The sequence below is a fragment of the Paenibacillus sp. EB106-05-06-XG162 genome (genome assembly GCF_058791655.1).
Genome location: NZ_JBYTDT010000001.1, coordinates 612,903 through 625,988, shown reverse-complemented (window position 1 = coordinate 625,988; position 13,086 = coordinate 612,903). Strand labels below are relative to the sequence as shown.

Below are 13,086 nucleotides of genomic sequence, written 5' to 3'. Positions count from 1 at the left end.
TTCATTTACATCCCTTCTTTTCCTTCCAAGTTCAATACGTGACTTGCTTTTTGTATTCCTTCTGCTCTTGAGAACCCAATATTTCTGTACAACTTATCAGCAACTGGATTCTCAGTATATAAAGTTAATGTCCGAAAATACTTCTTTGCTTCCTCAATGATCATCCCTAAGAGTTTCTTTCCTACGCCACTACTTCTGTGCCTCGGTAAAACATATAAGTGTCTCACTCGACCTACATCAATAAGATCTAGATAAGGATCAATATTCAAACCACCTATCCCAATGACTTCCTCATCAATTATTGCTACAAATAAAGATTCTCCGAATCTATTAAACCTGTTACTTCCATCCGTGTATTCATCATGTAATTTCTGAACCATTTTATATCCCTCAGATATGCTATCGTCTAACAACAAATTCAAATTGTACTGTTCGGGATAAGTAACTCTTTCAATAAGCATCGTAGTATTCACCCTCATTTGATGCATGGTTTGCCGTTCTTTCATATAACGTTCTTGTGTTCCTGAGCCCGAAAGGCTAAGTGGCTTCTCTACCTCGAAATGCCTCGGGCAGACCAAGGAGCGTACGCGACGCCGTAGGAAAACAGTGTTATACGACGGAACTTTGAGATACTCTCAAAAACTTACTTCTCTGTATTATCAAATCGAAAAATCAGTTTATGTCCGTCAAAAGTATCTCCATACAATTCAGCATAATTCTTTTTACTATAATTAGAAACGGTCTTCCGCCAAAATCTTTGCCCTATAATGTTTCTTTCAGATGGGTTGGTAAACAATTCCCATCTCCCTTTAAATTGTTCAAACACTTTAATAGCTGCCTGTTCTGCTATACCTTGACCTCTATAAGGGCGGAGTAAAAAGAATTCATTAACAAAATAATCAATTCCCTCTGCACAATGTGGGGGTGTAGCAATGAGAATAAACCCCGCTGGTTTATCTTCTACTAAAATTAAATAGGGGTGTAAACAATCTGGTTTTTCCCACCAAATATTCTGAACCTCATATTGATCACTCAATTTTCTAAAGTCATCACTATCTTCGTAAATTCCATGAATATTTGGAAATCTGACATAATGTTCTGATAAATCGTATAAATAGAGAGGGTATAAGTTTTTTATTATATATGCTTCGTTTTTACTGGTTAGTTGCACCTTAATCTTCATAAATTAGCTCCTTTGAAAATAATCACTTCGTTCTGTCGTATAACGTCTTTTTTACGAACTTCGCATTACACACAATTTACACTATATCAGCGAACCCTCTCCAACATTACACATTTCACCATACAAACCTCATCTTGGTTCTGCTCCTACACCATACCATCATAATCAACAAGCAGAACTGTTTCCTACCTGAATCTCACCTAACATATAACGAATAAACTCACTCAACTCCGATAGCTCCACATCACTTCGATCGATTTTCCCGTTATATTCGTCAAGGCATTGCTGAACCAAAGCTTGATAAAGCTGAGGTAGTACTTGTACGCCCCACGCTCCACCTTCACGCTTCGATGCAATGACGTCTTCCCGGATATAATAGAGTACCCTGCACAAATTCAATGTTACGTACATCGGCGTTAGATACGCTGGCGGGTTATTGATAATATCTTGCGCTGCTTCTTCGACATCATGCAGGATGGAGGCGAGGTACACTGAACGATCGATCGGCTCATACAACTCACGTAAAGGAGTACCGTACAATGTAATCCCTCGATGGTAGGTAACCATCAGCTGTGCAGCCACATCCTTATCTTCGTAACCTCCGCACAGATAGTTCTCATCTGTCAGATAGCGCTCCCGGTGATAGTCCGAGTAATGAAATTCGACAGGCGTCGGATAGACGAAGGATTTCAGGTAATCTTCCAATAGGATACTGAACTCGAATCCACGTGTATTCGGTAGCCCATCGTGCACAGATAGCGCCAATTGGGCGATTCGCTTGTTATTTTCCAATGTCAATTTCTCTCTGACTACCACAAAACAATCGACATCGCTTCGTGACGGATTGAAGCATCCCATCGCCAGCGATCCATGCAAATAAATACCCGCCAGATTGTCCTGTAGCTCGTCCCGAAACAACGTAACGATGTTATCCAAGTAGACTTGCATATTCAGTTCATCCAGCGATACACGCATAATCTGGTTATCTCGATACTCGCCATCGAACAATTCATGTGCAGTGAGCACTTTAACCTTTTTGAACCCGCATTTCTCATAGCTTCGAATGGCCCTTGTATTCCATGTCTGAGGATCGATATAAACGTCAGCAGCACCCTGCTCCGTCAATAAATACCGAACAACCGATTTTAATACCGTCGTCCCAATCCCCGAATCCCAATAGTCGGTCTCGCCGATGTATAGATCTACGCCGTATTGAGGCTGGTCTGATTTCGCCTCGTATAATTCTATTTCATCCTCTTGTAGCGGATAGAATTGCACATACCCAATCGCTGTATTGTCCCATTCCATGATCCAAGGCGTAACGTCATGCTCACCTCTCGCCCGCGAAGCGTATTTGGCAATAATCTGCTCCATCGTATACCGCTTACTGGGCCCTTCGATATAGCGCAGCAATTTCTCATCATTCAACCATTTGAACATGAGCGCATAATCTTCCTCGTGATCCCGCATTCTCCGTATGGAAAGTTGCCCCTCTGCTATAAACATCGATTTCACCTCATCTCGAAGACATTATTGATCGCCGAATGCGTCCAAATCCTTCTTCAAATAATAATGCGTATGCCTTCCCGCGTTCTCAATCACCCCATAGACTTCAAAGCCCAGCTTCCTGTAAAAATCTAACGCCTGAAAGCTTAACGAATCCAGCTTCATAAATTCGCACCGTTTCTCTCTCGCCAGCTTCTCAGCCTCCGCGAGCAGCTTCTTCCCATACCCCGCTCCACGACAGGCGTCATCGACAAACAGGTATTGGATCTCCATCCAGTTCCAGCAAATCTCGGCGATGATCCCGCCATAGATTTGACCTGCGTCATCCTTCAGGAACAGGTTCACCTCTTGGTACCTCCCCTTCAGATCGTCCGGGAAATGCATCATGTTAAATTCGAACATTTTGTCTCGTACATAAGCCTTATCGTTCATGTTCGACGCATTCGTAATCGTTAATTCCATCTGTATCTTCCTCTCATTGCATGTGTATATTTCATCCCACACGTGGACATGTAAGTGATTTGCCATTATCCTTCGTCGAAAGTCGCAATATATAGGGAACTGCAGCACGAGACCACGCCTCCGGTGTTGGAGAACCGGACATATATTGCGGCCCGCAAGCCGCTAGCATGGGCGTCTGAATACCGCCGCCGGGATCTAAGGCGACAACGCCTATCGATTCAGGCAATTCCAAAGCCATCGACTGTGTCAGCCCTTCAATAGCGAACTTGGATGCACAATATGGCGCAAGCTCGGCTTCGCCTTCTCTCCCCCAGCCGGAGCTCATATTAACGATCATTCCCCGCTGCGCATCAATCATCGCAGGCACGAAGGATCGAATAACATTCACAGTACCGTTCACATTAATACGTATCACATCCGCGAATTCTTCGTCCGAAATCGACCAGATCGGTGCATTCCTGTTCACGATGGACGCATTATTGATCAGCAGATCTGGTGCACCGAACGCATTTAGCACCTGATCCGCCCAGCGCGATACCGCTTGCGCATTCCCAACATCAACCGCTTCAAAATTATGATTCGCGAACTCCGTTCGAAGTTCCTCTACTTTATTTACCGAACGCCCACAACCATGGACGATCCACCCGAGCTCATCGAACCGATCGACCATGGCCCGACCTAATCCTTGTGTCACACCCGTAATAACGACTCTTTTGGCTATATTCATAACTTCATCTCCTATTCCCTATTCCGATAACGGCGGGATCACCATTGTCTGTACTTCCAGCGGACCTGGCACAAATCCCAGATTCAAGTACACCGACTCTGCATCATTTCCCTGCATCACATATAACCGCAGCAGAGGGTACGAACCTTTCAATTCCGATAGCGCCCGCTGGAGCATCAAGCTGGCAAGTCCACGCCCCCGATACGCTGGAAGCACACCAATTGAATACACGGCAGCATAATCTCCCTGCAACCCGATACGACAATTCGCAACTAGTTCATTCGTCTGCTTGTCATAGACGAGCGTCGAGGCGTTCATCAATACTTCATTCGTATAATTCGGGTCTACGGACGGCGTATGATCTTCCTTCGCCAGTTGTCCTCTCCGTGTCGCGTCAAGCCCCCTTACAAAGCTCGCGTACTCGCACGCCGTAATCTCTTGTTCATTCACATAGCGGTAAGACCCGTCGCTCTTTTCTTCCCGCTGCAACGTATCAATCCGCAATTCTTCTCCCCACACTACGTCAAAATGCTCCGTCGGTCGCTGCATCCAGCGGCATCGGAACGTATCAGGCCAGAATCCTGCACGTGCGAACAAATCCACTTGATCCGGGAGCACTTCGAAAGCTTTTATCGGTTGACTTCGATCCGACCATGCAAGCAATAGCTGCTTAAGCCCCTTCATCACTTGAGGTGCATCATGGAACGGCGGGATGAAGAACAAATAGTAAATCCGATTCGGACCCATCCGTACACCGCCTATTCTGGTATCCCCTTTACAAATCCAATAGGCAGGACTTCCTGAAGCGACATACGTCTCCTCTCTAAAAAAGCCATTATACGCCATGTTATAATATACGGAGCAAAAAATCCCCCATTCCTCAGGGTCTGCACTCTGAATGGAATAATCGCTCGATAATGTATATATTTTGATATTTTCAGACACCATGGTATGTATTCCTCCCTTAATATCTCACCGTTCGAGCCATTCGAATGATGAAATTCTATGAAATCATGGTAAAATAGAACCGTTAAAACCAGAAAGGCGGAGAAAACGAATGGAAATGACATTTATCATTAAGCCCACTACATATACAGCCTTCGAGAACGAAATCGAACAAATGGACAAATGCAAAGAATGGGGCCTTTTATCCGACAAAGCCGTGAAAACCAAAACCTTCTACTACAAAGGAAGCGGCATGAATCAACCTTGTGACATTATCGGTTACGTCGATGACTTGACTGCCGTCATTCAACTAGGCCCAGAGCAGTTGCACTGCATTCACCCCTCCTATCTGAAGGAGATGCAGGCTTCCACCTTCGGGTCGAGAGTCACAGCAGCGACGGATAAATCCAATGAACCTGAACTAGAGACAGTCGCCGAGCAAGCCGAACCAGAACAGCAGTCGCAAGAACCGGTTGCACAGGTAGAGCCCAAAGCAGAAGCAGTCGAAGCACCTCAAGTCGAGGTAGCTGCAACCAAGACCAAGGCTAAAAAGGGTAAGGCACCTAAGCTAGAACTACCGGAAGAGAAAGTGAAAATGACCGCTACCGTCCAAGAATTCACCACGGTGCCGAATAACTTCTCTGATACGGAAGATGAAGTGGTCATTTACGAAGCCGTAGCCATTATCGACCCTCCGCTCGAAGTCGGCGTTGCCTGGTCAAGTCATAGTGCAACACTGAAGAAATTCGAGCTGGAAGTTGGGGACACGATTACGTTTGATGCCAAAATCGTTGCCAAGAAGCTAACCAAACACCCTGTACCTTACAAAATCAACAATCCTGCGAAAATTCAGAAAACCACATCATAGAAATCAAGAGAGTATGCGCGTGCATGCTCTCTTTTTCTTTTGCCTAGAGATACTTCTATTCTAAACCTATTCAACACACGCTCATAAGGAAAAAATAAATATAATCAACTCTACACATCATACCGTTAGCAAAAAACGGCCCCTTCCCGTTCACAACGAGAAGAAGCCGCCCTATACTTTCCTATATCCTATTACTCATCCATTACGCCATATGCCCGATTTTTCTCTTTGAATCGATCATTTTTTTATACAAATTCAAGAAAGGCTATCTCTTCCGGCCAATATAGAGCAAATGCGATGAGATGCCAAGGATAGATGGGTCTGTGGCGTATTGATAGAGAAGCTCCATCATCTGATTAAACTCCTCTTCCCCACGGCTGCGCCAATCGTTCCAGTTCTCCTCGGTGAACCGTCCGCCAATGCTGGATGACCCTATCAGCTCGATCGTCTCGAACCCGCTAGATTCCATGAACGGCTTAATCTCTTCCAAGGGATAGAAATATGCACCTGTGAAGCGCCCCTCATCTTGGTGGTTAAAAATCCCTGTCTCCATAAAAGACTTGATCGAATCCATATGGTCGAGCGGCTTCCACATGTCTGGGTACAATAACGCCGTCTGCAGCTTGCGAATTCGTGTCATCAAGGCGATGAATACCACACCACCAGGTTTGGTTACACGATATAACTCCTTCATCGCAGCTATTCGGTCTGCATCCGTCTGCAAATGATATAAAGGGCCGAGCATAAGCACTGCATCATAATATTCTGACGGGATATCCTCCAGATGTCTCGCGTCCCGCACATGAAATCCTTCGAATTGATCATGAAGTTCGAATTCCCTCGCCTTTGCTTCAGCTTGCTCTACAACCCGCGGCGTCAAATCCGTTAATGTCACTTGATAGCCCTGCCGTGCGATTGCCATGGCATATTTGCCCGGGCCTGCTCCGTTATCCAATATTGTACCGGTCTGCGGAAGATACTTCTGGATATAATGCCAATTCACCAAATATTCGAGGGGCTCACGATCCAATCTTCCCCACTCGTCAAAAGCCGAATAATACCGAATAATTTCGTTCATCGCAAGTCCTCCTTATTTGGAAATTTTATCTATTATATCTTCAGCGCCGCCTCACGACAACCTAAATTTTACTAATTTCAAAAAATACCGCTCGAATCTGACATTCCATCTTCATTCTCCTTTCATGAGTGAAAAGCCCGGTGTTAAGCCGAATTTCTGCTTATAAATTTATGATTGACATCCTGCATCTGGAAATGATAATATCTTCTTCCTGTCACTTGACCAAGAATGGAGGGTTATGGAAGTGATCACATTAAACGGAATCAGTAAATCGTTCCTGGTGGCGAAGCGCCCATCAGGTATCAAGCATGCGGTTAAATCGCTATTCCACCGAGAATACACGAACGTGGAAGCGCTGCGTGACATCTCATTTTCTATTGCTCCCGGTGAAATCGTCGGTTATATCGGGCCTAACGGCGCCGGCAAATCGACCACCATCAAAATTATGAGCGGGATTCTCGTACCAGACAGTGGAACCTGCACAATTCATGGGTATACCCCATGGCTAGACCGCGTGCCATATGTCAAGAACATTGGCGTCGTTTTCGGACAACGCTCGCAGTTGTGGTGGGATGTCCCTGTCATGGATTCGTTCGAGCTGCTGCGCGACATCTACAATATTCCGCAGGCAGAATATCGCGACAATCTTACACTGCTCGTCGATACGCTGGATCTTGGCGGCATCATTCACACCCCGGTGCGTCAGCTCAGTCTTGGACAGCGTATGCGTTGCGAGATTGCCGCTTCACTCCTGCACAGTCCGAGCATTTTGTTCCTCGACGAACCAACGATCGGCCTCGATGCCGTCTCGAAGATCGCCGTGCGTCATTTTATCAAGACCATCAATAAAGAAAAAGGCGTCACCGTCATTCTCACCACACATGATATGAATGATATCGAAGCCCTTGCAGATCGCATCCTGCTCATCGGCAAAGGAACGCTCCTCTATGACGGCAGCGTCCAAGGTCTTCGCGGTCAATTCGGGACACGAAGGACCATCACGGCAGAATATCGCGAAAATGCGAACCCCCTCGATATTCCCGGTGCATCGCTCCTCTCATGGACCCCTGATCGTGCAATCCTTAGTGTAGATACGGAACAAATTCTGATCTCAGACGCTATTACTCGTCTATCCTCACAAGTCGAACTGCTAGATGTCACCATCGATACCCAGCCAATTGAGGATATCATCGTACAGATGTACAAGGAGTATGAGCTATGATGAAGCCCTATCTCTCCGTATTCCGTTTACGAATTAGCAACGGTCTACAATACCGTGCAGCAGCTCTTGCTGGTGTCGGCACGCAATTTTTCTTCGGTTTTATATTCATCATGATCTTTCAAGCCTTCTATGCCCATGCCAGTGAAGCCCCGTCAATGACGCTCTCCCAAGTCATTACGTATACGTGGCTCAAACAAGCTTTTCTCGCATTAATTGTTCTATGGCTTCGAGATAACGAGTTATTCCAACTGATCACGAGCGGCAATATTGCCTATGAGCTATGCAGACCTAGTGAGATTTACGGACTCTGGTACGCCAAACTGCTGGCACAACGACTGTCCAGCGCATTGCTCAGATGCTTCCCCATTCTTATCGTCGTCGCCTTTCTACCTGAACCCTATCGGCTTCAATTGCCCCCGGATATCGTCTCCGGCCTGCTGTTTCTCGCTACGCTCTTGATTGGACTACTCATGATCGTCGCGCTCTCGATGCTCATCTATATTTCCGTCTTCGTGACGATGTCTCCTGCCGGTTCGCTCTTGTTGTTTAGTATATTCGGGGAATTTTTCGCAGGGCTGATTATTCCTGTACCGCTAATGCCTGATTGGATGCAGAAAATTGTGTACATACTGCCTTTTCATTGGACCGCTGATTTTCCGTTCCGTGTATTCACAGGAAATATATCGAAGGCTGAGGCCTTAACCGGAATCCTCGCACAGTGCCTCTGGTTAGCAGCCCTCATCCTATTCGGCAAATTCACCATGGACAGAGCGCTGAAGCGCGTTGTTGTGCAGGGAGGTTAATCGATATGAGACTTTTCTTCAAATATATGGGGCTCGAGCTCAAATCACAAATGCAATATCGTACCTCGTTCTTGCTCCTGATGCTAGGACAGTGCTTGACTCCCTTCACCTCGTTCGCGGCGTTGTACTTCTTGTTCGAACGGTTCGGGCAAATTCAAGGGTGGAGCTTCTACGAGGTGACTCTTTGCTTCGCAGTAACATATGTGGCATTCTCGGTTACGGAATGCTTCGCGCGGGGATTCGATACGTTCTCCAGTCTTGTCGTGAGCGGTAATTTCGACCGATTACTCGTCCGTCCGCGCAATACCGTCGTACAGGTTCTCGGAACGCGCTTCGAGTTCGCTCGCATCGGACGACTCGTACTTAGCATTGTTATGCTCATCTGGGCTGCGACACATATCGAGATCGATTGGACACTGCTCAAGACCCTAACCCTCGTATTGATGTGTGTTAGCGGGGTGTTCATCTTCACCGGGATATTCATTCTCGCGGCATCGATCAGCTTCTGGACCGTGCAGGGTCTGGAGATCGCCAACATCTTCACCGACGGCGGGCGTGAAATGACGCAATATCCGCTAAGCATTTATCAGACATGGGTCAAGCGCTTCTTCACCTTCGTCATCCCTTTCGCCTGCTTCAATTACTTGCCGCTCACCTACATTGTCGGCCGTGAAGGCAGTGACAGTCCGTTCTATGCACTGATCCCGCTCGTAGGGATTCTGTTCCTGATTCCGTGCCTGCTCGTCTGGCGGATCGGAGTTCGGCATTATCGTTCGACGGGGTCTTGAGGGGTTGAATTACTTCATCATGCCAAACACTCCCCTTAGCCAAAGCTATGGGGAGTGTTTTTACTTATCAACTATTGCCCGCCACCATTTATCAACAACACAGGCTGATAAGCAGCATTCGTATGCTCTTTGGAAGCATAATTCGCCCCCGTATCCTCATCCGCTCCGACAAGCCGGAAGCTGACGACACCATCCGTCTGACCCTTCACGAACGCCGTGACGTCAAAGCTCACGTAAGCGCCCGCTGTACTCAACGTCTCAGAACCAAGCAGCGTACCCGCTTCCGTCGACTGATTGCTTGCATTCAGCGTCAATTCATCCCATGTATCACTGTTGATCCCCTGCACTTGAAGAACTTGCGACGTCGTATTGCTATGGAAATTGACGAGATATACCTTCAGAATGGCCGAATTTACCGTCCCCGTTAACGATGAGGTATCGAACTTCAAGTACGCTTCGCGATTCACGTCTTGATTCGTCGTTCTCTTCTTCACCGTCAAGGAGGTCTCCGTGCCGTAATTGTCATTGCTGTAGGCGCCGCCACGCGAATAGGTATCTTGGGTCACCGACAACGTGACAGGGATCTGCAACTGCGGAACGCCTGGGTCTAAGCTAGTCGACTCCGGTCCATAGACTTCGAACTCATAGAGGGAATACCCATAAGCCGTCCCGCGCGACGTGCCGTATACGCGAACATACTTGGCATTACGTGCTGAGAAGGTAATTTCCTGAACGCCCGCTTTACCGGATGTCGTCGAATAGACGTCCGTCCAATTTGTTGGCGTTCCGCTGTCTGTTGAGACTTGAACTTTATAGGTCGAAGCATATGCCGCTTCCCAATTCAACCGAATCTTATTGATCGATTGCGCGGAGCCTAGATCGACATAGATCCACTGCGGATCAACTCCCTCCAGACTCGCCCAACGCGTCGTTGCATTACCGTCGAACGCTTTGGAAGCTTCAAATCCAGCTCCCTCGACAGTGCTGGCTGTTCCCGCTTTACCCAGAGCCAAGTTCGTTCCATTCCCCGGCGTCCCAGCTTGCGTCGTGGCCGTCGCCGTATTGCTGTTCGGAGACACATTCCCCGCTGCATCCAACGCTTGCACCACATAACTATACGGTGTATTCGCATTTAATCCCGTGTCACTGTAAGACGTCCCGGTCGATGTGCCTACTTGTGTACCGCCTCTTAGAATGCGGTATCCCGTAACGCCGACATTATCCGTGGAGGCAGACCATGTCAGGTTAATCTGGCTGCTCGATGTTGCCGTCGCACTCAGATTCGTCGGCGCAGTCGGCGGCTGCGTATCCGCAACACCTCCTGGTGTCGGTTTCCACCAGTTGCCTGTCAGGAACAGCATCGTCAACAGGTTATACGAATCGCTGTAGTAGCTTTCTTTCTTGTTCTTCATCCAGTCCCATCCAGCATTGACCCAAGCCTGATGACTTGTATTCGTCGTCCCTGCCGCGATGAATGGTGAGACGAAGACAGCCGATGCATAGCTGCCGATCGCCGTACCATTCATTTGATACCCATCTTTCACATTCGCAGGTTTGCCGGATGTCTTGCCTTTGATCCACGTTGCAATCTTATCAGCAATGGTCTTACCGCGCGTATCCCCGTACAGGGCATAGTCCATGACGATGCGAAGCGGCACCCGTGATGCATTCCAGAAGTACTGGTTCGTCTCTTTGAACTCTTCTAGATAATTTTCGGGCGCCGGCTCCGGCGGATTTTTCACGACGAAATCCGAGATCAGCCCCGTATTCGGGGAGTACGTATTGCTGAACTGCGTATAGACGCTGTACAGGTTATCGATGACATTCAACCACGTCTGATCGCCCGTAAAATCATAGAATGCCCGCAGATGCGACAGCATCCAGTCAGATGGACGCGTGTTCAGCGCATTTTTCGCATCCCAATCCCCTAAGTTCAATCGGTTATTCGTCGTCACGTAACTGGCTTTGATCCCATTATTAATCATCTTTTTAGCTTCAGCCAAATAATTCACAGACCCATTCGAGCCCCACTGACGATCCGCCAATAGGAGCGAATAAGCAATATCCATATCCCCGTCCGTCGCCGAAGGGTAAAATCCTTGCGCATTAATATCATCTGCGACAATCCAGCCCATCAGATTGGAATTGTGTTTACTTTTGAATGCTCTTGCCGTTTTGAAGAGCCCGTTATAGATCGTCTGCGCATTCGAGTCATAGCCCGCCATTAGGGCGGTAATGACCATCCCATACCCTTGGCCCTCCGATGACCCCAGGGCAGTGAAGCCATCATCGTCTCCTGTAATTTCACCCTTCACGTAATACCCGCCAGGGAGCGAGGACAGGTTATTCTTAAGATGTTTACCTTTCCAATAATCATAATACGCAGCTACGGAAGCATTCATCGAAGCTTGGCTCACATGATTCGGCTTTATAATCCCGGGATAACTCAGCTGTTGTGGGAACGGTTTCATTTCACCTGCCGCATGCACCTTTGGCTGTCCAGCCGGGACGATAAGCGAGGCAGCCACCATCGCAAAGCAAAGCAAACTTAAAAGCAATGCCCTCGGTTTCCTGTACAACGTTCTTGTCGTGTCCATCACAACTCTCCTTCATTTTTTAGCATAAAAAACGAAATCAGCGGCTAGTCTCACCTTCATTGTGTTTGCTCAAAAGTTAAAGCGCTTTAACTTTTGAGGTAAAAATAGACATCTATTCGCTACTACGTTATCACACATTTTTAGATTTTCATAGCAATTTTTTTGTAAATTTTAGGGAATTGCTATTCGACAATCTGCAACAATTACGGCGATCCCTATCGACAAAAAGAGGCAGAATTCCTTCTGCCCCTCGCACATATTATCGTACGCGATATGCTCACATCCAATGTTCATATTGCTCATGTAGCGAATCCGCTGACACTTTCCGCTTCTGGAATAGACTGCTCGGGACGAGTTGATTATATTTGCCGATCTTTTGGTTAATCTTATCCACTCGCTCGTTCATATTCATCAGCGTTTGCTCATCTTGTTGCTCCAGAAGCAACCGTATTTCATCACGAATTTCATGCTGCAATTCCAGCCACGCAGGCAGCACATGCGCCGTCTTAAGGACCGAATGCAGGACATCACCCTGGGAAACTTCGAGCGGTTTGTTCTTACCTGGTAAATCTTGAAATCCACCTTTTCGCTCATAATCTCGAATCGCTAGCTCTGTCACGGACATGTATCCAAGCTCCTCACGAACCTCTTCATTCGCAATCGACTCGGTGTTCGATTCACTCGATGGGCTCTGCTTATTCCCCTCTTGGATCACTGGCGTTGTCGAGGGTTCTTGATGCGACTTCCACCTTTTCCAGAACATGAATTCACACTCCCTATAAAAATCAGACTCGCACACTAATTCCACATTATGGTATATGGTATCTATTATACGGTGCGATGGATCTTCAGTGAGATTGGGCCCAAGAGATTATATGGCAATCCAATGACAATTGAAACTAGCCAT

General features: G+C 47.1%; 13 protein-coding genes and 1 pseudogene. 4 read left to right on the top strand and 10 right to left on the bottom strand.

All coding sequences use genetic code 11. The features are described from left to right. Positions 1-5 precede the first annotated feature (5 nt). From AC3WU2_RS02575 to AC3WU2_RS02550, 6 genes are all read right to left on the bottom strand, one after another. Complete coding sequence (locus tag AC3WU2_RS02575; RefSeq protein WP_492450986.1) at positions 6-461, bottom strand: GNAT family N-acetyltransferase; 456 nt, start codon at positions 459-461, stop codon at positions 6-8. A 182-nt stretch (positions 462-643) separates the two neighbouring features. After that, positions 644-1,183, bottom strand: a complete 540-nt coding sequence (locus tag AC3WU2_RS02570) for a GNAT family N-acetyltransferase (protein ID WP_492450984.1) — start codon at positions 1,181-1,183, stop codon at positions 644-646. A gap of 165 nt (positions 1,184-1,348) precedes the next feature. Beyond that, positions 1,349-2,689 carry a GNAT family N-acetyltransferase gene (locus tag AC3WU2_RS02565; protein ID WP_492450982.1) on the bottom strand — a complete coding sequence of 447 codons (1,341 nt, stop codon included), beginning with the start codon at positions 2,687-2,689 and terminating at the stop codon, positions 1,349-1,351. A 24-nt stretch (positions 2,690-2,713) separates the two neighbouring features. Beyond that, complete coding sequence (locus AC3WU2_RS02560; RefSeq protein WP_492450980.1) at positions 2,714-3,151, bottom strand: GNAT family N-acetyltransferase; 438 nt, start codon at positions 3,149-3,151, stop codon at positions 2,714-2,716. Positions 3,152-3,182: 31 nt separating this feature from the next. After that, positions 3,183-3,878, bottom strand: coding sequence for an SDR family oxidoreductase (locus AC3WU2_RS02555; RefSeq protein ID WP_492450978.1), 696 nt, complete (start codon positions 3,876-3,878; stop codon positions 3,183-3,185). Positions 3,879-3,896: 18 nt separating this feature from the next. After that, positions 3,897-4,826: a GNAT family N-acetyltransferase gene (locus tag AC3WU2_RS02550; protein WP_492450976.1), complete on the bottom strand. Its 930-nt coding sequence runs from the start codon at positions 4,824-4,826 to the stop codon at positions 3,897-3,899. Between the two features lie 109 nt (positions 4,827-4,935). Between AC3WU2_RS02550 and AC3WU2_RS02545 the strand changes: the two genes are divergently transcribed. Then, a complete protein-coding gene (locus AC3WU2_RS02545) occupies positions 4,936-5,691 on the top strand; it encodes a hypothetical protein (RefSeq protein WP_492450974.1) in 756 nt (251 codons plus the stop codon). 265 nt (positions 5,692-5,956) lie between these two features. On the opposite strand, the gene AC3WU2_RS02540 is transcribed toward AC3WU2_RS02545, so the two are convergent. Beyond that, positions 5,957-6,769: a class I SAM-dependent methyltransferase gene (locus AC3WU2_RS02540; protein WP_492450972.1), complete on the bottom strand. Its 813-nt coding sequence runs from the start codon at positions 6,767-6,769 to the stop codon at positions 5,957-5,959. Between the two features lie 238 nt (positions 6,770-7,007). Here AC3WU2_RS02540 and AC3WU2_RS02535 point away from each other — a divergent pair, with 238 nt between their 5' ends. From AC3WU2_RS02535 to AC3WU2_RS02525, 3 genes are read left to right on the top strand one after another with little or no spacing between them, the layout of a single operon-like run. Then, positions 7,008-7,991: an ABC transporter ATP-binding protein gene (locus AC3WU2_RS02535; RefSeq protein WP_492450970.1), complete on the top strand. Its 984-nt coding sequence runs from the start codon at positions 7,008-7,010 to the stop codon at positions 7,989-7,991. Next, complete coding sequence (locus AC3WU2_RS02530) at positions 7,988-8,794, top strand: ABC transporter permease (RefSeq protein ID WP_492450968.1); 807 nt, start codon at positions 7,988-7,990, stop codon at positions 8,792-8,794. Before AC3WU2_RS02535 ends, AC3WU2_RS02530 begins: the two co-directional genes overlap by 4 nt. A gap of 5 nt (positions 8,795-8,799) precedes the next feature. Further along, positions 8,800-9,582: an ABC transporter permease gene (locus AC3WU2_RS02525; RefSeq protein WP_492450965.1), complete on the top strand. Its 783-nt coding sequence runs from the start codon at positions 8,800-8,802 to the stop codon at positions 9,580-9,582. 71 nt (positions 9,583-9,653) lie between these two features. On the opposite strand, the gene AC3WU2_RS02520 is transcribed toward AC3WU2_RS02525, so the two are convergent. The 3 genes and pseudogenes from AC3WU2_RS02520 to AC3WU2_RS02510 all read right to left on the bottom strand — a co-directional run bounded on the left by AC3WU2_RS02520 (position 9,654) and on the right by AC3WU2_RS02510 (position 12,942). Next, on the bottom strand, positions 9,654-10,862 hold the full coding sequence (locus AC3WU2_RS02520; RefSeq protein ID WP_492452161.1) for a CBM96 family carbohydrate-binding protein: 1,209 nt from the start codon (positions 10,860-10,862) through the stop codon (positions 9,654-9,656). A 42-nt stretch (positions 10,863-10,904) separates the two neighbouring features. Further along, positions 10,905-12,065, bottom strand: a pseudogene (locus AC3WU2_RS02515) (family 8 glycosyl hydrolase); the annotation flags it as partial. 391 nt (positions 12,066-12,456) lie between these two features. After that, positions 12,457-12,942, bottom strand: coding sequence for a DnaJ family domain-containing protein (locus tag AC3WU2_RS02510; protein WP_492450963.1), 486 nt, complete (start codon positions 12,940-12,942; stop codon positions 12,457-12,459). Positions 12,943-13,086: the final 144 nt, after the last annotated feature.

What these genes read in the sequence shown, in the direction of transcription:
- AC3WU2_RS02575 (WP_492450986.1), bottom strand. Translation starts at nt 461, where the DNA reads ATGCTTATTGAAAGAGTTACTTATCCCGAACAGTACAATTTGAATTTG.
- AC3WU2_RS02570 (WP_492450984.1), bottom strand. Translation starts at nt 1,183, where the DNA reads ATGAAGATTAAGGTGCAACTAACCAGTAAAAACGAAGCATATATAATA.
- AC3WU2_RS02565 (WP_492450982.1), bottom strand. Translation starts at nt 2,689, where the DNA reads ATGTTTATAGCAGAGGGGCAACTTTCCATACGGAGAATGCGGGATCAC.
- AC3WU2_RS02560 (WP_492450980.1), bottom strand. Translation starts at nt 3,151, where the DNA reads ATGGAATTAACGATTACGAATGCGTCGAACATGAACGATAAGGCTTAT.
- AC3WU2_RS02555 (WP_492450978.1), bottom strand. Translation starts at nt 3,878, where the DNA reads ATGAATATAGCCAAAAGAGTCGTTATTACGGGTGTGACACAAGGATTA.
- AC3WU2_RS02550 (WP_492450976.1), bottom strand. Translation starts at nt 4,826, where the DNA reads ATGGTGTCTGAAAATATCAAAATATATACATTATCGAGCGATTATTCC.
- AC3WU2_RS02545 (WP_492450974.1), top strand. Translation starts at nt 4,936, where the DNA reads ATGGAAATGACATTTATCATTAAGCCCACTACATATACAGCCTTCGAG.
- AC3WU2_RS02540 (WP_492450972.1), bottom strand. Translation starts at nt 6,769, where the DNA reads ATGAACGAAATTATTCGGTATTATTCGGCTTTTGACGAGTGGGGAAGA.
- AC3WU2_RS02535 (WP_492450970.1), top strand. Translation starts at nt 7,008, where the DNA reads ATGGAAGTGATCACATTAAACGGAATCAGTAAATCGTTCCTGGTGGCG.
- AC3WU2_RS02530 (WP_492450968.1), top strand. Translation starts at nt 7,988, where the DNA reads ATGATGAAGCCCTATCTCTCCGTATTCCGTTTACGAATTAGCAACGGT.
- AC3WU2_RS02525 (WP_492450965.1), top strand. Translation starts at nt 8,800, where the DNA reads ATGAGACTTTTCTTCAAATATATGGGGCTCGAGCTCAAATCACAAATG.
- AC3WU2_RS02510 (WP_492450963.1), bottom strand. Translation starts at nt 12,942, where the DNA reads ATGTTCTGGAAAAGGTGGAAGTCGCATCAAGAACCCTCGACAACGCCA.